A 20,477-nucleotide genomic window follows, 5' to 3' on the forward strand; every position below is an offset into this window, starting at 1 on the left:
CCCAAGCGCTACTTTTAGGCAACATTTTTCTAAGGAGTTACGATGAGCGCGGTTCAAGATATTGTCTTTGGCAATGATGACCGCTTGCATGTTGAGTGCGAGCCGATTGAGACCATTGATGACGATGTGCGGCAATTAGCAAAGCATATGCTTAAGGATATGTATGCGACTGATGGCGTTGGGCTTGCAGCGCCGCAGGTGGGCAAACTGGTGCAGATGGTTGTTATCGATGTTGATTATGCCGAGCCAGGTGGACGCAAGAATCCTTATGTGCTTATCAATCCTAAAATCATTGTGGCGGACGGTCCTGAACGTACAACAGGGGAGGGCTGCCTATCCTATCCCGGCATTACTTGTGAGGTCACTCGTCCTTCTCATGTTATTGTGCAAGCGCTCAACCTTGATGGTGAATTAATGCAATATGAGGCTCGCGATAATCTACTGGCAGTTTGTTTGCAGCACGAGATCGATCATATTCATGGTGTGACAATGGTTGACCATCTGCGTCCTTTGGCACGTGCAGCAGCCATTCGCGATTTTGAGGCTGCACTTGCCCGTGGTGCTAAGCCTGGAGATGTTGGAGGGGAAGACTAGCATGTCGCTGAGAGTTGTCTTTATGGGCACTCCCGATTTTGCTGTGCCCTCTCTATCTGCCCTATCGCATGAATTTGATGTGGCGCTTGTGCTAACTATGCCCGATGCGGTGCGTGGGCGAGGCAAGGAGCTTATAGCATCTCCTGTTAAAAAGCGTGCGCTTGAACTGGGCATTCCTGTTATCGAAACAAAACGTATTGGCGCAACTGAAATCGCGAGCATTCGTGAGGTGGCACCTGATGTTATTGCTGTTGCTGCCTATGGTGCGATTTTGCCGGATGAGCTGCTGTCGACTGATTTGGCACGCTTTGGTGCGATTAATGTACATGGGTCGCTGCTGCCGCGCTGGCGCGGTGCCGCTCCTATTCAGCGCGCCATCCTCGCTGGCGATGATCGTATTGGCATCTCTATCATGCGTATTGCTCATGAACTTGATGCGGGACCGTGGTGTCGTCAAGCATCTATTGACCCTAAAGGTCTATCTGCCGCAGAAATTACCCAGAGCTTAGCTGAACTTGGCGCTACCGAGCTGGTAGACGCCATCCATGAGATGGAGGCAGGTACTGACAGATGGACTGAACAGGACACCTCTCAGGTCTGTTATGCAAAAAAGATAAACAAAGCTGAGATGCGCTTGGCGCCTGCCGATGGCACATGCACTAATTTGTTGCGTATCAGCGCGGCTACTGATGCTGCTCCTGCGCGTGCTATGGTGTGTGGGCGTGGCGTGCGTGTCTTGCGTGCGGTTGCTGCACCTACCGTGAATATCGCTACTGGTGAAGTATTGATTGATGGTACGAGGCTCTTTTTGGGTTGTGCTGATGGCGCGCTGGAATTATTGTTGGTAAAGCCTGATGGTAAGCGAGAAATGCCCGTCTCTGCTTGGCTGGCCGGCCTTCGCGGGGATCCTGTCTGGGGTGATATGTAGTGTCTGCCCTCTCGCCTGCACGTGTAGTTGCTTTTGAGATGGTGTCCGAGCGCCGCCGGCGAGGGGCACATATGCGCGATTTATTGCGCACATCTCGAGCGATGGCTGGACTTGCATCGCGAGATAGGGCTTTGGCATCCCGTTTGGCTTTGGGTGTGACGGCTACCGTTGGCGCACTTGATGCCATGATTGACTCTCACTTGAGGCATGGAGTGCATATTGAGCCACGTGTGCGGGATGCGTTGCGCGTTGCTTGCTATGAGCTCTGCTGGTTGGATACCCCAACAGCGGTGGTTATAAGTCAGGGTGTTGAGTTGGTGCGTCGTGCTGTCCCGCGTGCAGCGGGCCTTGCCAATGCGGTGTTGCATCGTGTGTCCGAGCAAGATGTTGCAGCTATCTGCGAAGCCGAGCGTCGTATATATGAGGGCAGCTCAGATTTGCTTGCCAAAGACATTGCGATTGCCTGCGGAATGCCCGAGCCGTTGATTTATCAACTGTTGGCTTCGTGCGGTGAGGAAGTGTGTCGTGAGTGCGCTTTGGCGCAGCTCGAACCAGCACCAGTGTATATTGCAACCAACTTGGCTATGTTGAGTCCCGAGGAAGCTGCGCGACGGATGCAACAAGCTCGTCTTGAAGCACAGCCGTTAGTTATTCCGGGCTCTTGGCAGGTGACAAATCCTGCTCGCTTGGCACCTTCTGGATTGGTGCGCAATGCTATTGTCCTGCCCGTAGATTTAGCAGCTCAGATGGTTGCTCGTATTGCAGGTCCTCTTCCAGGTCAGCGTGTGTTGGAAGTAGGTCAGGGTAGAGGTACCAAAACATTGTTGTTACAAATGGCTGCGCTCGAGCAAGGTGGCCTTGCTGAGATAGTGAGTATTGATTCCGAGGATTATAAGGTACGGCTTGCGTCCAGCCGTATGGCCGTAGCTGGGGTTTCTGCTCACACGCAAAACCTTTGTTTTGACGCTTGCCAGCTCGATTCGCCGCAGTTGCCCGCTGTGCTGAGCGGCGGTTTTGACATGGTCTTTATAGATGCGCCGTGTTCGGGTACGGGCACATTGCGCCGCCATCCAGAAATTGTTTGGGGCCTTTCCCGTGCATCGGTGATGTCTCATAGAGCAGATTCACTACCTGCCTTACAGTTGCGTATGCTTCGCGCCGCATCGCAACGAGTACGTCCGGGTGGCAGTTTGGCCTATGCGACCTGCTCTTTGCTCGAGCAGGAAAATACCGGTGTGGTTCAAGCATTTCTCGAGAGCCCCGAAGGCCGTTCATTTGAGCGAGTCTCTGTGCTTGAGGCTCCAGCAGTGCGTTCTTTAAGCGATGCTGCATACGGACTTGTGGCATCTTGTGTTACGTCTGAAGGCTACTTTGCCTCGCATCCTCGCGTTGCTTCCTTTGATGGTCACTTTTGCGCTCTTTTCCGCCGCAACTAAGCCAATTTATTCTTCGACTCTTATCCACACAGATGGTTCATCCTTCGACCTGCACTCACCCAAATGGTTCATCCTTCGGCCTACCGAAAAAAATGACCAGCTGTTTTGTGTACTCCAACTTCGAAACTTGAACCATCTTTAGTAGCACATTTCAAATTGAGTAGCACATACTGATGCGGAGGACGCAAAACTAAAAGCCATCAGTCCCAAAACTAAAGGCCATTAGTCCCGGGTGATGAATGGTTGTAGTGCATGGGGAACTCCAAATGACTGTAATAGCTGGTAAAAGAAAGCTAAATCACATGCATTTGCGAATGAAAAGCGCATGATGCTTGCTAGTCGGGAGAGACGCGATTCTCGCAATCGTTCTGCTGTTAAAACATCAATGGCAGAGCGTCCTTGGGTCATGTCTGGATTTACGTATTTCTGTCGTCCATCTAGTTCCCCGATAATCCTTTGTCCTGTGGGCAATGTCCAGAGAAAATCAACTCGATATGTTGCTTTGCTTATGGGGTCAATAATTGTTGCTTGCAACTCTGGTGAAGCAAAGCCAAGTTCAAGAATATGGGCGCGAGCTATTGACTCGCCTCCGCTTTCTGCACGCGCATCGGCAAAACCTGCAGTAATTCTTGCCTGCGCAATCCCTTTCTGGCGGAATCCTAAGTGGTTAACCTCGTTAAGTAACCATTCTTTTGTCTGATTTAATGTGCGCAATCCTGAATCTGCTATACATAATCCATCAGCAAAATTAGACATTCGCAAACATTGGGCCAAAGTTTCTGCGGTGCTAAGGACGGGTATTCCTGCTGAAATGTATGGGTGTTGCAATCTGTTTTTCATGCGCGGGATATAACGATGATGGCAGATGTATTGGTTTTCGCGAGAGCAGCTTTTTAGATGTGTAACGTGAATTTTTTGAAGTTGCCAATAGGGAACCTCAAAACCGTATGCTAATGCTGCAGTTGGACCGCAAAAAATCCAGTTAGGATGCTTTGCAGTTAGAGCGCGCGCAATATAAAGATGTTTATTATTAAAATTCAATTGGTTCCAATATTCTTTGCGTATATAAAGGCTGGGCACAGGACTAATAATGTCTTCTCGTGCTTTGCAATGACAAAAGGTATCTTGCAAGGCTTTGTTGTTCGTCCAAGCACATGTTTGTCTCTGCTCTGCTTCATCAAGCATAGAGGTAATGATTTGCATGTGGAAGTTGGCCATTTAATCACCGAAGCCCATAGACGAGAATGTGTAAAAATGCTTCAAGAAGCAGCGAATCAATGTGCTCTATGCTGCTTTTTTGAGCTTAGATTAACCTCAGTGATAATTGGTGAATATGGTATTGATTCCGAAATATGGCTTCCCTCAAACTGACCTGCAGCTTGCACAAAACTGCCCTAGGATTTCAGCAAGTAGGCTACTAAATAATCCTTTTTGCTTGGCAGACGGTTCAAGTGTCGGAGTCTTTCCAAATAAATGGTTCAAGTGTCGGAGTTGGAGTACACAAAACAGCTGGTCATTTTTTTCGGTAGGCCGAAGGATGAACCATTTGTGTGAGTGCCCGTCGAAGAATGAACCGTTTGTGTGAGAAAAGCAAAGCAAAGCGGTCAAGCAAAACGTAAGCTGTGTCGAGGTGTTGCTAGGACAGCAAGAAGCAAGCAAGGATGCCTTGGTGGCAGTTGATACGGGCATTTTCAGAGACAATTTCGTTGGAGATGCCAACATCGGACAGCAAGGCAAAGTTTTTGTGATTAACTTCCCAACGCAGTCCTATTTCGGAAGCAAATGTGTCGGGTGTCAATGCTACTGCAGAAAAAGTCTTGCCCACGGCTCCAGCATCAAGTGTCCAGCTTGTCTCACCGGCAGGGGAGAGCAGACGACATTCCCAAGCAGAACCTTCATTGTCTTCCACAATATGTGGACAAGCATTGGCATAGGCTGTCAAGTTGCCCCAAACACCCAACTGATGGTCTTGTCTGCCACCTGAGATACAGCTGAGTGTCAGGCGCAAATTTGAGTTGCGACGCGCTGCTTCGTGCGTTGCGCTCTCAAGGGCGATGGCTAGGTCGGTTGCATATTTTTTTGTGGGATAAAGCAAGGAAGTATGTGCTACTGAGCGGGCCCAATCGCATGTAGCAGGACTTGCTGTATCGTCGTCTCCACAAAATGCATCGGGTTTAATACCTGCGGCTTTTAGTGTCTCAGCCCCACGATCGACAGCAACAATCCAGTCAGCATCAGCGGCAAGGCGTGTAACAAGATCTGTTGAGCTTGGTGTGGGAGAACCTCCTATTACCAAGCAATGCAACGTGTCTGTAGGTGCTGTGGTGAGCGATCGGGCATAGTCAGTTAATAAATCCAGGCTTAATTCGGGATATCCATGGACAAAAACGTCACAGTTGGCGCGCATAAAGTTCTCATCGCGTCCATCATGGTCGTTAAAAAGGCATATTGTGGGAAATCCTGCTTTATGAGCAGTGTTAACACCAAATGGCGCATCTTCAAATACCCATGTTTCATCAACAGGTGTATCCAGTACATCACGAGCAGCAAAATAGATGTCAGCCTGTGTTTTGTCGGCATCAACCTCACCTGTGTACAGTATGTCCGAGAAATAATCGAGTAAGCCATGGTAGGCAAGTGCCTCCTTGACCAAAGGTGTTGTGGTAGACGAGGCAATGACCATTGGAATTTTTGCCGTCTTAAGCGTCTCAAGCCATAGGTCTACACCTTCAAATGGCGCAACTTCAGTCTCGTAAGCTATACGTACTTGTGCACAAACTTCAGCAAAAGCTTCTTCACGACTGGCACACACACCAAACTCATCATGAAAGAAAAAGCACTCGTCTTGAAAATTCATGTACTCATACTTTTCGGCAAGCATGTGAGCATTAGGAATATTATGGCTATCCAACCAATCGGGAAATATCCTGTTCCACATGGGCATAGAGTCAAGAATCGTGCCGTCACAATCAAAAATTGCACCAGAGATTTTCATATTGAGCTCCCCTTGTGGTTTGCTGTTAGCTTGTCATATTTTTGTCAGATGATACGTGACTTGGAGAATTTTCCCAAGGTTGGGTAGAGTGTTTTTGGGAAACACATCGCAAATGTATTTACTCGGAGGAATAATGGCACGCTATGACTACAAATGCAGCTCCTGTGGCAATGTTTTTGAAATTGAGCATTCTATGAGTGCTCATCCTGAGATTTCTTGCCCTAAGTGCGGCTCGCATGCGGAGCGTATGTTCAAAACCTATGGTATTGAATTCAAAGGTTCTGGCTACTACAACACCGATCAACGTGGTCGTTTAGCCTCGAGTACAGGCAAATAGTTTGTGTGCGTTGCAGCTGCAAAACTGCAGGCAAAGTGAATGTAGCTTGCTTACTTGCAATAAAGAATACGCAAGCAGAACGTATGTGAAAAAGTTTTTGGAATGATAGTCGTAATTACTGTGTGCTTTGAGGGTTTCTTGTCCACAATCAGCACAATAAGTAGGGGTTGTCCCTTGCATAAGGCACATTGTGTGCTATTTTAATACGGCTATGCAGTTTGCGGGCGCGGAGCCCATATGGGCGCAGGAGCGCCGCCTTGGAGGTAGGAAGTATGTCGAAGGTTTGTGATATCTGCGGCAAGCATGCCGTCGCTGGTCGTTCAATCAGCCACTCTCACCGTACGGTTAACCGTGCGTTTAAGCCCAATATCCAGCGCGTCCATGTCGTCAAAGATGGCCGTCGTGTCCAGATTAATGTCTGCACCCGCTGCCTTAAGAAGGGCAATCTCGTTCGCGCATAGCGCCTGCGGAATTTACTCTGAAGTTTAGGGGCTCCCTCGGGGGCCCCATTTGTGTATCAGCAGCTTTTGTGCCAAAACTCCGCTAGCATGTATTGGTGCGCTATACTTTCCAAAGAATATTCTGGGTCGAGACGACGTTTCGACCGTATGGAAGGAGAGGTCATGGCAAACGCCACCCCAGGCATCCTCAAGGTTTCCAACGATTGTATTGCAGACCTTGCGGGTTACGCTGCCCTCGAATGCTACGGCGTCGTGGGTATGGCCGACACTGAGTCTCAAACAGGTGTTATTCGCTTGCTTCCAACCTATCGTCTGCGCAAGGGCATCGGTGTGAGTGCCGAGGGTTCTTCGGTTGTTGTTGACCTGCACGTAGTAGTCGAGTCTGGTGTCAATATTGGCCAGGTTTCCTCGAACCTTGTGAGCGCAGTCAAATTCATCCTGAGCCAAATTGCCGAGCTCAACGATGTTGAGGTCAAAGTTCACATCGAGGGTATGCGCGTAAGCTAGGCAGCTTAAACGCTAAAACCCCATGCAAGAGACGTTCGTCAGGCAGACTCGCATCGCGCCTTTGCCGACACAGCCAAGAGGATCAAAGATGATTTCCAAAGTTATCCGCACATGTTTTCCGATTGCGGCTCAGGTCGTTGCCGACAAGGCAGAAGAAATTAACAAACTCAATGTATTCCCCGTGCCTGATGGTGATACGGGTACCAACATGTCTTTAACCTTGGGTACGGTGGTCAAGGAGGTTGAGTCTCTGCCGAGTTCAGCTACGGTAGAAGACATTGCCAAGGCGATTACTCATGGATCCCTGATGGGTGCCCGCGGTAACTCGGGTGTTATTACCAGCCAGATTCTTCGTGGTGTGGCTGAGGGCTTGACTCTTGCCAAGGGCGCAGATGCAACTCCTGGTGATATTGCAGTTGCTCTACGCAACGGTGTCAAGGTTGCTTTCAAAGCTGTGCGCAAACCAGTAGCAGGTACCATTTTGACCGTTCTCAAGGATACTTCTGCCAAAGCAGATGAACTTGCTCGCACCAAGATTTCGGTTCCTGACATGCTTGATGCACTAGTGGTTGAGGCATATGAGTCGGTTGCACGTACTCCCGAATTGCTTCCTGTCCTCAAAGAAAATGGTGTTGTTGACTCTGGCGCCTTTGGTCTTGCAACTTTCTTTGAAGCCTTCGTCAACGCTTACCAAGGAAAGGCGGGCGAGATTAGTTCCTTCAAGACAACCGTTGATGCCAAGGCAGATGTCGCCAATGTGGTTGATATTGAGCTCAACGATGATTGGGAGGGCTCTGAGTTCCGTTACTGCACAGAGTTCCTCTTCCATGCAGATAGTGCCCAGTTTGATGAGGCAGCATGCCTCGGTTACCTGTCTGCTCAGGGCGACTGTGAGCTCCTTGTTGGCTCCAACCCTGACTACAAAATCCATGTTCATACCAACAGGCCTGATCATGTCCTGCGTCACATGTTGCATCGTGGTCAGATTTACAATGTTTTTGTACACAATATGGATCTTGAGGCTCAAGAGCGCACCGAAAAGATTGCTGCTGATAAGGACGCAAAGTCAGCTTCCAATGAGCCTCGCAAATCATTAGGTTTTGTCGCTGTGGCTGCTGGTAGTGGTGAAGCAGAGATTTTGAAGTCTTTGGGTGTTGACGTGGTAGTTTCTGGTGGTCAGACGATGAACCCCTCGACTGCTGATATTCTTGAGGCTATTGAAAGTGCTCATGCCGAGCAGGTTATTGTGCTTCCCAATAATGGCAATATTCGTATGGCTTCCGAAGCGGCTGTGAGTGCCTGTGAAGATGTGAAAGCAGCGGTTGTTCCTACCAAGACTGTCCCTCAAGCATTCTCGGCCATGTTTGTTGTCGATCACGAAGCAAGTCTCGAGGATAACGTCGAAGAAATGAGCGCTGCAATTGCTGATGTTCGCGATGGTGAGGTTACTACCGCGGTTCGCGATTCACAGGCAGCTGATGGCAGCCCCATTCATTCTGGCGACGTTATGGGTATCGAGGGCGGCGAGATTACCGTTGTTGGTAACGATGTTGCTCAGGTTACACTTGACCTTATCGCCAAGATGATGGATGACGAGGAAGGCGATACGCTAACTCTGCTTGCTGGTTCTGATATGGATGACGAGGCATTTGAGCAGCTTCAAGAGCGTATTGAAGAAGTTCAGCCTGATCTCGAAATTGATGCTCAACGCGGCGAACAGCCTCTGTATCCTGTGATTTTCTCTATCGAGTAGGTGATGGGAGTCCCTATGGGGCATGCTCCCAGTATTGGTGAGGCGGCAGGTCGCCTGCAAAGGACAGCTTTGCTTGCAGGCGGGGTGTCCAAATTAAGATTCGCATCTCGTTTCTCTGGAGGAACGGGTGGCGGAGCTTTGGCGAGGCTGGGTATCGAGCGTGCTCGGGACCTGCTATTGCATATTCCTACTCGCTACAGCGACTATTCTCGCGTAGTTCCCATTGCCCTGGCGCAGGTGGGAAGCGATGCAACAATTATTGCGACTGTAGACAAAGTTGAGCTTAAGCAGCCTAAACCTCGTCTGCAATTAGTGGAACTTGCACTGGTAGACGATTCGGGCATTATGTTGGCAACGTTTTTTCGTCAGCCTTGGGTCGCCGATCAGGTAAAGCCAGGTGACCGCATTATGCTTTCGGGCAAGGTGAGCTTTGGCTATGGCTTTAGGCGTATGAATCCTGCTTTTTGGGAAAAGCTTGACAGTGATAATGACCAAGCAAATCTCGCTCGTTTGATTCCTAACTATGCTTTAACTGAAGGTTTAGGCGCGGGTTGGATGAGGCGTTTAACCTCGGCAGCTCTTGCAGATATGGGGGACGTTTGCGATCCCTTACCTGCGGCTCTTGTGGCGCGTCGTCAGCTCATGGGTCTTGCTCCTGCATTGCGTTCCATTCATTACCCTGACAGTAAAACTGAGGCCGAGCAAGCTCGTCGTCGTCTTGCTTATGATGAGCTACTCTGCTTGCAGTTAACCCTACTTGTGCGACAGCATCTACAAGATGCGGGTGTGCGTCCTGTGCAACACTGCATAAATGGAGAGCATCTGCATGCCCTAACTGCTGCTTTACCTTTTAAACTTTCGGACGAGCAGAGCCGTGCAAGTCGGGAAATCCTGCGCGATATGGCGGCTCCCCAAGTGATGAATCGCTTGCTTCTTGGTGATGTAGGTACAGGCAAGACTGTTGTTGCTGCCTTGGCTTTGGCAACTTGTGCGGATAGTCGTACTCAGGCGGCCATGATGGCACCGACTTCGGTTTTGGCTCGTCAATATGCTGAAAAACTTGGCCCATTGCTCGATATAGCACACATCAGCTGGGCTTTGCTTACAAGCGCTACTCCTAACTCTGAGCGCGCTGATATTACAGAAGCCGTAGCAGCGGGGGAGTGCAGCATCGTATTTGGTACGACGGCTCTGCTCTCAGATACGTTGCAGTTTCACAAACTCAGTCTTGTTGTGGTTGACGAGCAGCACCGCTTTGGTGTTGACCAGCGTGTGGCCTTGCGGCGAAAAGGTCCTGGCGCGGACTTGCTGGCTATGACAGCAACACCTATTCCACGTACCCTTGCGCTGACTTTCTATGGTGACATGGAGTTTTCTGTCATTAAAAAGCGTCCTCTCGCGGGTGCTGGCGTAACAACTCGCTCGGTGGTTCCCGCCAATTTAGATCTTGCCTGGGGAGCTATACGCACTGCTGTTGCCTCAGGTCAGGCTGCCTATGTCGTCTGTCCTTTAATTGACGATAGTGATGAGGGTAGCGATCTTGAAGACATTCCCGAGACCAATAAAGTTGCATCTCAGCAGCTACATTCAGTTGTTTCTACCTTGCCCGAAGTGCAGCGCATGGTACCTGGAGCACAGGTAGCTATGCTGACTGGTCGCATGACTGCTGCTGACAAGGATGCGGTGATGGAGCAATTCCGCCGTGGTGAAATTCAGGTACTGGTTTGCACTACGGTTGTTGAAGTTGGTGTTGATGTGCCTCAGGTTACGGTCATGTTGGTTTTTGACTCTGATCGTTTTGGTTTGGCAACCTTACACCAACTGAGAGGGCGTGTTGGTCGAGGTCAGCTTGCAGGTCAAGCTTGGATGGTGTGCGCCTCAAAGAAAAATAGCCCTGCTCGTAGACGTATTGATGCGCTTGAGGCAACCTCCGATGGTTTTAAATTGGCAGAGCTCGACCTCCAATTGCGCCATGAGGGAGAAGTGCTAGGCTATCGCCAACATGGCGGCATGAATTTGCAGCTATCTGACCTTGCAACCGATCAGGATTTGATTGGATGGGCTCATGAGGATGCACTTGCCTTGATGCAAGCAGACCCAGAACTTCAACTACCCGAACATGCCCCCCTTGCCATAGAATTACACGATCGTTTTGGAGTGTATTTTGAAGAGGTAGAGCGCGTATGAGTGGGCAGCTGCGCATTGTAGGTGGCATGTGGAAAGGAAAAACTCTTGAGACACCCAAAGGTCGTGAGGTAACACGCCCCTCAACAGACCGTACACGTGAGCGTATTGCCTCAATGGTCTTGTCATCTTTTGCTTTGGATTTGAGTGGCATACACATACTTGATGCTTTTGCAGGAAGCGGAGCCTTGGGACTTGAGCTACTATCTCGCGGGGCTGCAAGCTGCTCTTTTGTAGATATTAATCGTAATTCTGCTGCAGTTGTCAAACGTAATTGTGCAGCGCTGCAGGCACAAAGAATGACTCGTGTAGTCGTAGGTGATATATGGACCCTCATAAAGCGCGGAGGTCTTTGGGGTGCTCCTTTTGACCTTGTTTTGCTTGATCCGCCCTATGCGATTGCAGCGGGGCAGATTTCTCAGTTGGTTGAGGATCTCGACCAACAGGGTCTGCTTGCTCCGTCGGCACGCATACTCTATGAGCATGAAGTCAAGACTTCTGGTCTTACGTTGCCCAAAGCGATGCTCATGAAGTCAAAAAAGCAAGGAATTACTACTGTTGATCTGCTGATATATGATGTCGGCAAGATGAGTGAAGCTGATGATGAGGGACGTGTATATGAGCGCGCAAATTATTGATCATGTAGTGGTGCCTGGTACTTTTGATCCAGTTACCTTTGGACATCTTGATGTCATTGAGCGTGCGCGGCGCCTCTTTCCCAAGGTCACGGTGGCAGTAGCAGCTTCTCAGGGCAAAAATGGGGTAGGTACGGCATTTTCTTTGGATGAGCGTGTGTCCATGATTGCTGATGCGCTTCATGCAGAAGGTATTGATGATGTGGACGTAAAGCCCTTTAGTGGTCTGCTGGTGAGTTTTTGTCAGCAGCTCGGTGCTCGTGGAGTGGTCAAGGGTCTGCGTGCAATGACCGATTTTGAGTATGAACTTCAACAAGCAGCCCTTAACACGCGTCTTGATTCGGATATTGAGTCTATTTTTGTCATGTCGGCAAGCAAATATGGTTATGTTTCATCATCAATTGTGCGTGAGCTGGCCTCTTTGGGATCTGATGTGTCTTTTTTGGTACCGCCCAATGTGCAGTCTTGCTTGCTTGAGCATTATGGTGCTTAAGTTTCTGCTACCATTCTAAAATAAGTGTGAGATATAGCAGCTTGGACTTAAGCTTGCTCAAAACGAACTCAGGACGGAAGGAGTCCCAGATGCAGCCAGGTGAGGAGATCGAGAGCCTGGTCGGCGAGCTCGAGCAGATTATCAGTGAGGCAAAGCAACCCTTTGCTGGCGGTGCTCAAAAGAAGGTTGTCGACGCCCAGGAGATCTACGAGATCCTGGATGAGATTCGTGATCGTTTCCCCCAGGAGTTCGCCGATGCACGTCGCATTGTCAAGGAAGAGCAGGAGACTCTTGATCGTGCGCAGCAGCAGGCTGATGCTATCATCGCTGATGCGCAGCAGCAGGCGATGATTTTGGCTGGCGACCAAGAGGTAGTTCGTTTGGCTCAGCATCAAGCCGACCAGATTCGTGACCAGGCTTCTCAGTATGAGCGCGATACACGTTACAATGCCGAGTCCTATGCCGACTCCGTACTCGCTCATCTTGAGGACAACCTTAAGTCGATGACGAGCTCAGTTACGCGAGTCCGTCAGACGATTGAGGAAGGTTCTTCCTCTCGTCGTGAAGAGGCAGGTTGGTAGACGGCATGCAGCCGCTGATTATTCCTTTAGACGCAAGACTTGCAGATCCCGGTAGTACTCTACCGCTGATGGGTCATCTTGACGAAGAGGGCTATACCCTCGGTGATCATGATTTCATACTTCCTGCAGGTATTGATTATGATTTGATGCTCACCAATGCTGGTGAAGGTATTTTGGCTACGGGCATGCTCAATGCGCACGTTGTTGGCTCTTGCGATCGCTGTCTTGAGAAGGCTGAGTTTGATGTTGCGGGTGAAGTAGACGAGTATTTTCTCTTCCATGAGCCTGATCCCGCTAGCTTGGGTGACGATGAAGATGAGATTGACTTTGCGTTGGTCTCTGCCGATCAGACCATTGACTTGTCTGAAGCGCTTAGTTCAGCTCTGCTGATGGAAACCCCCTTCGTCGTTTTGTGTAAGCCTGACTGTCGCGGTCTTTGTCCTGTATGTGGTGCCAATCTCAATGAAGAAGATTGTGGCCATGCAGTTCAAATCGAGCAGGACAGATTGTCATCAAGTCCTTTTGCCAAGCTCAAGGAGCTTAAACTGGAGGATTAACATCGAGTAGCTTACTTGCTCCTGCGGCTTTTTGGGAGAAAGATATGCAGATAGTGGCACACAGACTATATGCGTGCTACAATTTCGTTTTGTGTGATTAGGTAGGACCGTGCCGTCGCATAGACTACGGACGGTGCGAGATGAGTTGGAAGCAGAGGTCAACATGGCAGTTCCTAAGCAAAAGAAGGGTCGCGGTGCCACCCACACCCGCCGTTCGGCAAACAGCAAGCTCACGGCACCTAGCCGCTCGGTGTGTCCCCGCTGCGGCGCCCCCAAGCTGCCGCATCATGTGTGCCCCAACTGTGGCTACTACAAGGACCGCGAGGTCATTGTCACCGAGTAGCCTCATGCTGCAAGGGACAGTCTGGGGTCGGTCTCCTCGTGGGGTCGACCCTTTTTTATTAGGTTTTAGGCGTAGTTTGCCAATTGAGAGGAGTTCCGCATGACCTGCATCTGTGTTGATGTAATGGGCGGAGACAAAGAGCCTCAGGTAGTTCTTGATGGAATTGATGCTGCTTTGGCTGAGGATCCTCAGTTACAAGTCTTGGCTGTTGGTGCGGCTGAGTTTGTAGAACCATTTGCTGCTGCACGTTCCCGTGTTGAGGCGTTGGTATCGACTGAGGTTATAGGCATGGAAGAACATCCAGCTGAGGCAGTTCGCAACAAAAAGGATTCTTCAATTGTTCGAGCTTGTGCAGCGGTACGAGCGGGCAAAGCTGATGGTTTCTTTTCTGCAGGGGCAACAGGTGCGATTTTTGCAGCAGCAACTCTCGGTGTAGGCAGGATTCGTGGTGTCAAGCGTCCTGCTTTGGCAGCGGCTCTGCCAAGTGGCAGTGCGCATAGGACGGTTTTTGTGGATCTTGGAGCCAATGCAGATGCTCGTCCCGAAATGATGGTGCAGTTTGCTCAAATGGGACGTGCTTATGCCAAGGTGACTTTGGGGGTGACAGATCCCAAAGTGGCTCTGCTTTCCAATGGTGCAGAAGAGACCAAAGGCTCTGAGGCAACGCTTGCAGCTCATGAAGCGCTGGTAGAGGCTGCAGCTAGCACGGGCTGGTTTGCTGGCAATTGTGAGGGCTCTGATCTTTTTGGGGATGCCTTTGACGTTATCGTGACCGATGGATTTACAGGTAATGTGGCGCTCAAGACCCTTGAGGGCACCGCAAAGTTTTTGGTTTCCGAAATCAAAAAAGCTGCCAAGGCATCACCTGTGGTTGGCCTTGGCGCACTGCTTATTAAATCGCCTCTTAAAGAAGTAGCTCTTGCACTTTCGGGCGATGAGTACGGTGGAGCAGTGCTTTTGGGTTGTAAAGCACCCGTGTTCATTGGTCATGGCGCCACTTCAGTTCAGGCAATTAAGCACGGTACTCTTGCAGCCGCTGCTGCTGTCAATTCTGGTCTCGTTGCCAACATTTCCGATGAGCTTGTGGCAACAAAATAAGGTGCCCCAGGGGTTACAATCTTCTCAAAGTGTTTGTTTTGATTTGTTGTTTAAGAGAGGACTGAATGATGGATCGCAGCGAAATTTTTGACAAGGTCGCCACGCTTATCGCTGAGACCCTTGAGGTTGATGCTGACGAGTTGACCGAAACTACGAGCTTCAACGATTTGGGTGCTGATTCTTTTGATATGCTCGAGCTTGTAACTGCCATGGAAGATGAGTTTGAAGTCACCGTGGACGAGGATGGTCTAGGCGAGATTGAGACCATTGGCGACGCGATGGACGTCATTTTGAAAGCACAGTAAGGGGCTCTTTTGAAGTTGCACCAACGCATCACCGCCCTTGAGGAAATTCTTGGACATCATTTTCTCAATCAGCGGTTGATTAGCTCTGCCATTACGCACCCTTCAGCCGTCGAGGGTCATCCTGTCTCCGACTCCTACGAACGCCTTGAGTTTTTAGGCGATTCCATCATGGGGGCCATTGTCGCTACCGATTTGTTTGAGCGTTTTCCTCAGATGGATGAAGGGGAGCTTACCCGTCTCAAAATTTCTCTGGTTTCAGGCCCCATGTTGTCCGAGGTGGCGGAGGATTTGGGTATCGGCGAACTTATCGTGTTTGGCGAGTCAGAGCGGGGTACCGGCGCTCGCGGTATGAGGTCTGCTCTTGAGAATGTTTATGAGGCAGTTGTTGGTGCACTGTATTTGGATGCAGGGTACGAGAAAGCACATGATTTTGTGCGACGTACCTTGGGTCCACATATTACCCCTGAAATTGCCGAGCGACCTATTTCACCTAAATCACGTCTGCAGGAAGTGACTCAGCGTGATCTGCATGAGGGACCCGAATACAAAATCGTGGGACAAAGTGGTCCTGCTCATCAACCCACTTTTAATGCTGTGGCTCTGGTACAGGGTAGACGTATTGGTCGTGGTTGCGGCGGCTCAAAAAAAGATGCCGAAAGCGCTGCAGCTCAAGATGCTCTTGTGCGTCTAGGTTATATTGAGGATGCCACAGCCCCTAGTCCCACAGCCCCAATGACACTCTCGCATTATTTTGCCCAACATCAGGAGGAAGACTGATGTATCTCAAGTCGCTCTCCCTCAAGGGCTTCAAATCCTTTGCTGACAAAACGCAGATGTCTTTTGACCCTGGTCTTAACGTTGTAGTAGGACCTAACGGTTCGGGCAAATCAAACGTGTCCGATGCGGTACTTTGGGTATTAGGCGAGCAAAGCGCGCGCATGTTGCGTGGTCAAGCTATGGAAGACGTTATTTTTTCAGGTAGCTCTGCTCGTGAGCCAGTGGGTGTGGCAGAGGTCACGCTCGTTTTGGATAACGAGGACCATACTCTTCCAATTGATTTTTCTGAAGTGGCACTTACACGGCGCATGTATCGCTCGGGAGAGTCTGAGTATTTGGTCAATGGTGCCCCTTCGCGTTTGCGTGATATCCAAGACATCCTGCATGATTCGGGATTGGGCAAAGACACACATTCTATTATTAGTCAGGGCAAGCTGGATTCAATTTTGTCAGGTCGTCCCGAGGAACGTCGTGAGCTTATCGAGGAAGCAGCTGGCATCTCCAAGCATCGCCGTCGTAAGGAGCGCGCCGAGCGCAAGCTGACAGCGATGGATGCCAATTTGGTTCGCGCCAAAGATGTGCAACGCGAGCTCAATCGTCAATTACGCCCCCTTGAACGTCAGGTGGATCAAGCGCGCCGTCACCATGATCTTAAAGCGCAACTTCAAGGTATTCGCACCTCGCTTGCCGTTGATGACTTGCGGCAGTTGCAGCTGCGCCATCGCGAGCTTAGTAGTGCTGGCAACGAAGCGGCGGCTCGAGTAGAGCTAGCTCAGTACCGTCTTGACGAGCGCAATCATGAGCTTGAGAAATACCAGTCTCTGCTTGAACAAAAGGGCATTTTTGTTGGTGATCTTGATGGTCAGCGTCGCCGTATGCAAGATTTGTTAGGGCGCATGGATTCCGATATACGTCTTTTGGAGGAGAAGGGCAAAAACATGGTTGCCCGTCTTTCTGAAATGCGTATGAGTTTATCGACTGCAGAAACGCAGCGCGCAGATGCTGAGCATTTGCTTTCTGCAGTTTCGTCTGAGCTTGCTGAAGCACGAGGTGCCGAAACTGAGCTGCGTAGCTCTGTTAAGGAGCTCAAGCAGAGCTCTGAGGAAGCTACGGCGCACCGTCGTGAATTGGGAGCTCAAGTCAACAAACTCAATAATGAACAGCGTCAGGCACAGCACGTATCTGATACCGAAACGCTTGCGTATGCACGTCTGCGTGATCAGATTGAGTCTGCTGAGACAACAGATGAACTCTATGAGCAGCGTTTGTCTCGCATTTCCGAACAGCTTACCCAAAATGAAGCCGCTACAGAAAAAGCTGAAGCACGCAAAAAGCAGCTCGAGACGTCGCTTGCTCAGGCGCATGCCGACCAAGATATTGCCGAGCAGCATATCGCTGAATGCCGCGAGGCTGTGTCTTTGGCGCGTGAGCATGAAGTATCTGCACGCAAGGCCTTATCTGCTGCAGAGGCAGATCTTGCTGCTACAGAGGCTCTTGATCGTGCAGGAGAAAATCAAAGTGACTTGGTGGCAGCCCTGGCTCGGGGTCCTCAAAAAGATTTGATTCGCTATCGCTTAGCTGATGTGATGGAACCGGCTCCCGAATATGAGGCAGCGTTTGAAGCGTTTTTTGGCGGCGATCTAGCAGCTTTGGTAGTCGATAGCGTCAAGGAAGCAGGACTGCTGGCACAAACTGCTCTCGAGATGAATAGCAAGGGAACAGCAACACTGCTTTCCCTTGAGAGCGCCTCGCTTGCGCATGAGGATGCAGACAATCTGCCTGGTGTTGCTTTGGCAGGCAAGGTTGTGGCGCAAGCAGGTTGTGAGGCTTTAGTCGCGCGCCTGTTAGATGGTGTGCGTTATGTAGAAAGTGCTGAGCAAGCTTTGCAAGCGCATGAGATGTATCCAGGACTTAGCTTTGTTTCTGCTGATGGCGCAGTGGTTCATGGTGATGGTCGCACATCAGTTGGTAAACTTGCCTCTGCCTCGGCAGGTGCTCTTGAGCGCAAGCGTCGCCTACGTACCCTTCGCGCATCTATGCCACAACTTCAGGCTAATTTGGAAACAGCGATTACAAGTCTTGCCGATGCCGAGGCTGCTTTAGCCACGGCACGGGATGAAAGTTCTGCTGCTCGTGGTGAACTTGCACGAATGAAGGGTGAGCTGAGTTCAACTACTTCTGAATTGGGTCGCCTTGCGGCTCAGCATGACTCGGCATTGTCCGAGAAAAAGCAAGTAGAGCGTACGCGTCAGGCCGCTGCTGATAAGGTTGCTGAGGCTCGCGAACAGGTACAGCGTCACAAGCAAGCAGCCAATGAGGCACAGACGCGTGCAAAAGAAATTGCTGCTCAACTTGAAGATATCAATGCTGAGCGCAGTCGTGCAAGTCGCGAAGAGCGTGAAGCCCAAGACAGGTATTCGGAAACCAAGCTGCGTCTTGCGACAACCTCTGAGCGTCGTAATCATCTAGAGTCTCGTGAGCGTGAACTTCTGCGTTCGGTCAAACAACTCACAGAGCGCCTTGAGACAACGCGCCTGGCTGCTGCATCACTGGATGTAGTGCGCCTGCGTGTAGAGCCGCTACATGAGCGTTATGATGCCGTACGTGAATGTGCTTTTAGATGGGCAGAGCGTCTGCGCGACCGCGCTTCTCTTGAAGAAGCAAGCTCTGATTCATTGAAAAAGACCATCGCAGAGGCACGTGCAGTGGCTGATGCTGCAGCAAAAGAGCTGGATGCTGCTAAGGCTGAAGAGGCTTCGGTCAAAATTGAGATTGGTAAAGTTCAAGTCGAAGTTAAGCATGCTGTTGAGGCTATTGCAGCAACTGGTATGCCTCTTGAGGAGGCACTTGAGCTACCTGCTCCTGACAATCGTGAGGAAAGTGAACGTCGCGCCGAGCGTATCGCTCATCAGCTGGAATCCCTAGGCCCAGTTAACGAGGCCGCGATGGATCAATATAGCAAACTCAAGGAGCGCGCTGACTACATTGCCTCTCAGGTTGAGGATCTTGAGCGTGCGCGTACTTCTTTGCGCAAAATTACTTTGGCTATTGAGCGCAAAATGCGCAAGAGGTTCCTTACCGTTTTTGACCAGGTAAACGCCAATTTTTCTGAGGTTTTTTCTTTGCTTTTCCCCGGCGGCAAAGCACATCTTGAGATGGACGATCCCGATCATCCCGATGAGACGGGCATTGAGATTTCAGCGCAGCCACGTGGCAAGCGTATTGCAAAAATGACTCTGATGAGCGGTGGTGAAAAATCGCTTACGGCTTTGGCATTGCTTTTTGCCGTATACAAGACGCGCACGGTACCCTTCTATATCTTTGATGAGGTCGAAGCCGCACTAGACGATGCCAACCTCACCAAGCTTCTGGATGCTATCGAGCGTCTTAAGGAAACGACGCAGCTCATTGTTATCAGCCACCAAAGGCGCACGATGGAACAAGCAGATGTCTTGTATGGTGTATCCATGCGTGCTGATGGTATCAGTCGTGTGGTCAGTCAGCGACTTGATCGCGCAACAGGAAAGGTAGTTGATGCCTAATGGGTTTTATGGAACGCCTGCAGAAAGGCCTTTCTCGTTCTCGTGAGGCACTTTCTGAGATTTTTTATATGGGTGGCGAGGTTGATGAGGACTTTTGGGAGGACCTCACAGATCGTCTGGTAATGGGCGATATCGGTGGCGAAGTAGCAATGCAGGTTACCGATGATTTACGTGAGCAGGCTGCTCGTGAAAATCTTGTCCGTCCCGATCAGTTGCGTTCTGCTTTGGCAAAGCGTCTGGCACAGGCATTTACGCCTGCTGAACGTGATCCGTTTTCTGATTTGCCAAGCTGTGTGCTCTTTGTTGGTATTAATGGTGCGGGTAAGACAACCACTGTGGGAAAACTAGCAGGGGCTGCAAAATCTGCTGGCCAAGGTGTTGTGATTGGCGGTGCGGATACTTTTCGCGCTGCTGCTATCGAGCAGCTGCAGGTTTGGGGCGATCGAGCTCATGTGCCTGTAATTACTCGTGAACGTGGGGGAGACCCTGCGAGCGTCTGCTATGACGTATTAGATGCTGCTGAGAAAAACAACAGCCAACTAGTGCTTATCGATACAGCAGGACGCCTGCATACCTCGCCTGAACTTATGCGTGAGCTTGAGAAGGTTGTGCGTGTCACTCGCAAGCGTGCCGATGGTGTGTTTCCTGTATCGGTAATTTTGGTGATTGATGCTACAACCGGGCAAAATGGTCTTGCTCAGGCGCGCGAGTTTAATGATGCGCTTGATATTGATGGTCTGATTGTTACCAAACTTGACGGTACAGCCAAGGGCGGTATTGCTATTGCCATCTCACATGAGCTAAAACTTCCGATTTATCGTATAGGCGTAGGTGAGGGTATTGAGGATTTGCAGTCCTTTGATGCACTTTCCTATACGACAGCATTAGTGGGAGATGTCACTGCATAGCTTAAGCGTGATTTTGCGTATGTTTTTTAGTGTATAACCCTGA

The 20,477-nt window shown here is 50.2% G+C and carries 20 protein-coding genes; 18 read left to right on the plus strand and 2 right to left on the minus strand.

Annotated elements, in window-relative coordinates:
• Positions 1-42 precede the first annotated feature (42 nt).
• Genes def through ACO5JD_RS00865 form a run of 3 tightly spaced genes read left to right on the plus strand, consistent with a single transcriptional unit; the run spans position 43 to position 2,958 of the window.
• A complete protein-coding gene (gene def / locus ACO5JD_RS00855) occupies positions 43-594 on the plus strand; it encodes a peptide deformylase (RefSeq protein ID WP_484987001.1) in 552 nt (183 codons plus the stop codon).
• A 1-nt stretch (position 595) separates the two neighbouring features.
• A complete protein-coding gene (locus tag ACO5JD_RS00860) occupies positions 596-1,522 on the plus strand; it encodes a methionyl-tRNA formyltransferase (RefSeq protein WP_484987003.1) in 927 nt (308 codons plus the stop codon).
• Complete coding sequence (locus tag ACO5JD_RS00865; protein ID WP_484987005.1) at positions 1,522-2,958, plus strand: RsmB/NOP family class I SAM-dependent RNA methyltransferase; 1,437 nt, start codon at positions 1,522-1,524, stop codon at positions 2,956-2,958. Before ACO5JD_RS00860 ends, ACO5JD_RS00865 begins: the two co-directional genes overlap by 1 nt.
• A 222-nt stretch (positions 2,959-3,180) precedes the next feature.
• On the opposite strand, the gene ACO5JD_RS00870 is transcribed toward ACO5JD_RS00865, so the two are convergent.
• On the minus strand, positions 3,181-4,161 hold the full coding sequence (locus ACO5JD_RS00870) for a hypothetical protein (protein ID WP_484987007.1): 981 nt from the start codon (positions 4,159-4,161) through the stop codon (positions 3,181-3,183).
• Positions 4,162-4,594: 433 nt separating this feature from the next.
• Positions 4,595-5,953 carry a thiamine diphosphokinase gene (locus ACO5JD_RS00875; protein ID WP_484987009.1) on the minus strand — a complete coding sequence of 453 codons (1,359 nt, stop codon included), beginning with the start codon at positions 5,951-5,953 and terminating at the stop codon, positions 4,595-4,597.
• 133 nt (positions 5,954-6,086) lie between these two features.
• Here ACO5JD_RS00875 and ACO5JD_RS00880 point away from each other — a divergent pair, with 133 nt between their 5' ends.
• The 15 genes from ACO5JD_RS00880 to ftsY all read left to right on the plus strand — a co-directional run bounded on the left by ACO5JD_RS00880 (position 6,087) and on the right by ftsY (position 20,434).
• Entirely contained in the window at positions 6,087-6,290 is a 204-nt protein-coding gene (locus ACO5JD_RS00880) for an FmdB family zinc ribbon protein (RefSeq protein WP_484987011.1), read from the plus strand.
• A gap of 272 nt (positions 6,291-6,562) precedes the next feature.
• Positions 6,563-6,751 (plus strand): 50S ribosomal protein L28, encoded by a 189-nt coding sequence (rpmB, locus tag ACO5JD_RS00885; protein ID WP_021626077.1) that lies wholly within the window; start codon positions 6,563-6,565, stop codon positions 6,749-6,751.
• Positions 6,752-6,913: 162 nt separating this feature from the next.
• A complete protein-coding gene (locus tag ACO5JD_RS00890) occupies positions 6,914-7,258 on the plus strand; it encodes an Asp23/Gls24 family envelope stress response protein (protein ID WP_035097790.1) in 345 nt (114 codons plus the stop codon).
• A gap of 88 nt (positions 7,259-7,346) precedes the next feature.
• Positions 7,347-9,011, plus strand: a complete 1,665-nt coding sequence (locus ACO5JD_RS00895; RefSeq protein WP_035438503.1) for a DAK2 domain-containing protein — start codon at positions 7,347-7,349, stop codon at positions 9,009-9,011.
• Between the two features lie 15 nt (positions 9,012-9,026).
• Positions 9,027-11,198, plus strand: coding sequence for an ATP-dependent DNA helicase RecG (locus ACO5JD_RS00900; RefSeq protein WP_484987013.1), 2,172 nt, complete (start codon positions 9,027-9,029; stop codon positions 11,196-11,198).
• On the plus strand, positions 11,195-11,833 hold the full coding sequence (rsmD, locus tag ACO5JD_RS00905; RefSeq protein WP_484987015.1) for a 16S rRNA (guanine(966)-N(2))-methyltransferase RsmD: 639 nt from the start codon (positions 11,195-11,197) through the stop codon (positions 11,831-11,833). The genes ACO5JD_RS00900 and rsmD overlap by 4 nt, the downstream gene beginning before the upstream one ends.
• Entirely contained in the window at positions 11,814-12,323 is a 510-nt protein-coding gene (gene coaD, locus ACO5JD_RS00910) for a pantetheine-phosphate adenylyltransferase (protein WP_484987017.1), read from the plus strand. The genes rsmD and coaD overlap by 20 nt, the downstream gene beginning before the upstream one ends.
• Positions 12,324-12,412: 89 nt before the next feature.
• Positions 12,413-12,904, plus strand: coding sequence for a hypothetical protein (locus ACO5JD_RS00915; protein WP_021626083.1), 492 nt, complete (start codon positions 12,413-12,415; stop codon positions 12,902-12,904).
• A 5-nt stretch (positions 12,905-12,909) separates the two neighbouring features.
• Entirely contained in the window at positions 12,910-13,461 is a 552-nt protein-coding gene (locus tag ACO5JD_RS00920; protein ID WP_484987019.1) for a YceD family protein, read from the plus strand.
• A gap of 163 nt (positions 13,462-13,624) precedes the next feature.
• Complete coding sequence (gene rpmF, locus ACO5JD_RS00925) at positions 13,625-13,804, plus strand: 50S ribosomal protein L32 (RefSeq protein ID WP_021735096.1); 180 nt, start codon at positions 13,625-13,627, stop codon at positions 13,802-13,804.
• A 99-nt stretch (positions 13,805-13,903) separates the two neighbouring features.
• Complete coding sequence (gene plsX, locus ACO5JD_RS00930) at positions 13,904-14,902, plus strand: phosphate acyltransferase PlsX (RefSeq protein WP_484987021.1); 999 nt, start codon at positions 13,904-13,906, stop codon at positions 14,900-14,902.
• Between the two features lie 68 nt (positions 14,903-14,970).
• The gene (locus ACO5JD_RS00935; protein ID WP_035438508.1) at positions 14,971-15,207 is read left to right on the plus strand and encodes an acyl carrier protein; all 237 of its coding nucleotides are present in this window, start codon (positions 14,971-14,973) and stop codon (positions 15,205-15,207) included.
• A gap of 9 nt (positions 15,208-15,216) precedes the next feature.
• Entirely contained in the window at positions 15,217-15,984 is a 768-nt protein-coding gene (gene rnc, locus ACO5JD_RS00940; protein ID WP_021626088.1) for a ribonuclease III, read from the plus strand.
• Positions 15,984-19,526, plus strand: coding sequence for a chromosome segregation protein SMC (gene smc / locus ACO5JD_RS00945; RefSeq protein ID WP_484987023.1), 3,543 nt, complete (start codon positions 15,984-15,986; stop codon positions 19,524-19,526). The genes rnc and smc overlap by 1 nt, the downstream gene beginning before the upstream one ends.
• On the plus strand, positions 19,526-20,434 hold the full coding sequence (gene ftsY / locus ACO5JD_RS00950) for a signal recognition particle-docking protein FtsY (RefSeq protein ID WP_484987025.1): 909 nt from the start codon (positions 19,526-19,528) through the stop codon (positions 20,432-20,434). Before smc ends, ftsY begins: the two co-directional genes overlap by 1 nt.
• Positions 20,435-20,477: the final 43 nt, after the last annotated feature.

The sequence above is a fragment of the Olegusella sp. genome (genome assembly GCF_057238325.1).

Bases quoted from the DNA above. Each gene is read 5' to 3' on its own strand.
- coaD (WP_484987017.1), top strand. From the start codon at position 11,814: ATGAGCGCGCAAATTATTGATCATGTAGTGGTGCCTGGTACTTTTGAT.
- ACO5JD_RS00915 (WP_021626083.1), top strand. From the start codon at position 12,413: ATGCAGCCAGGTGAGGAGATCGAGAGCCTGGTCGGCGAGCTCGAGCAG.
- ACO5JD_RS00875 (WP_484987009.1), bottom strand. From the start codon at position 5,953: ATGAAAATCTCTGGTGCAATTTTTGATTGTGACGGCACGATTCTTGAC.
- rpmB (WP_021626077.1), top strand. From the start codon at position 6,563: ATGTCGAAGGTTTGTGATATCTGCGGCAAGCATGCCGTCGCTGGTCGT.
- smc (WP_484987023.1), top strand. From the start codon at position 15,984: ATGTATCTCAAGTCGCTCTCCCTCAAGGGCTTCAAATCCTTTGCTGAC.
- rpmF (WP_021735096.1), top strand. From the start codon at position 13,625: ATGGCAGTTCCTAAGCAAAAGAAGGGTCGCGGTGCCACCCACACCCGC.
- def (WP_484987001.1), top strand. From the start codon at position 43: ATGAGCGCGGTTCAAGATATTGTCTTTGGCAATGATGACCGCTTGCAT.
- ACO5JD_RS00895 (WP_035438503.1), top strand. From the start codon at position 7,347: ATGATTTCCAAAGTTATCCGCACATGTTTTCCGATTGCGGCTCAGGTC.
- ACO5JD_RS00920 (WP_484987019.1), top strand. From the start codon at position 12,910: ATGCAGCCGCTGATTATTCCTTTAGACGCAAGACTTGCAGATCCCGGT.
- rsmD (WP_484987015.1), top strand. From the start codon at position 11,195: ATGAGTGGGCAGCTGCGCATTGTAGGTGGCATGTGGAAAGGAAAAACT.
- plsX (WP_484987021.1), top strand. From the start codon at position 13,904: ATGACCTGCATCTGTGTTGATGTAATGGGCGGAGACAAAGAGCCTCAG.
- ACO5JD_RS00935 (WP_035438508.1), top strand. From the start codon at position 14,971: ATGGATCGCAGCGAAATTTTTGACAAGGTCGCCACGCTTATCGCTGAG.
- ACO5JD_RS00870 (WP_484987007.1), bottom strand. From the start codon at position 4,161: ATGCAAATCATTACCTCTATGCTTGATGAAGCAGAGCAGAGACAAACA.
- ACO5JD_RS00890 (WP_035097790.1), top strand. From the start codon at position 6,914: ATGGCAAACGCCACCCCAGGCATCCTCAAGGTTTCCAACGATTGTATT.
- ACO5JD_RS00880 (WP_484987011.1), top strand. From the start codon at position 6,087: ATGGCACGCTATGACTACAAATGCAGCTCCTGTGGCAATGTTTTTGAA.
- ftsY (WP_484987025.1), top strand. From the start codon at position 19,526: ATGGGTTTTATGGAACGCCTGCAGAAAGGCCTTTCTCGTTCTCGTGAG.
- ACO5JD_RS00900 (WP_484987013.1), top strand. From the start codon at position 9,027: ATGGGGCATGCTCCCAGTATTGGTGAGGCGGCAGGTCGCCTGCAAAGG.
- ACO5JD_RS00860 (WP_484987003.1), top strand. From the start codon at position 596: ATGTCGCTGAGAGTTGTCTTTATGGGCACTCCCGATTTTGCTGTGCCC.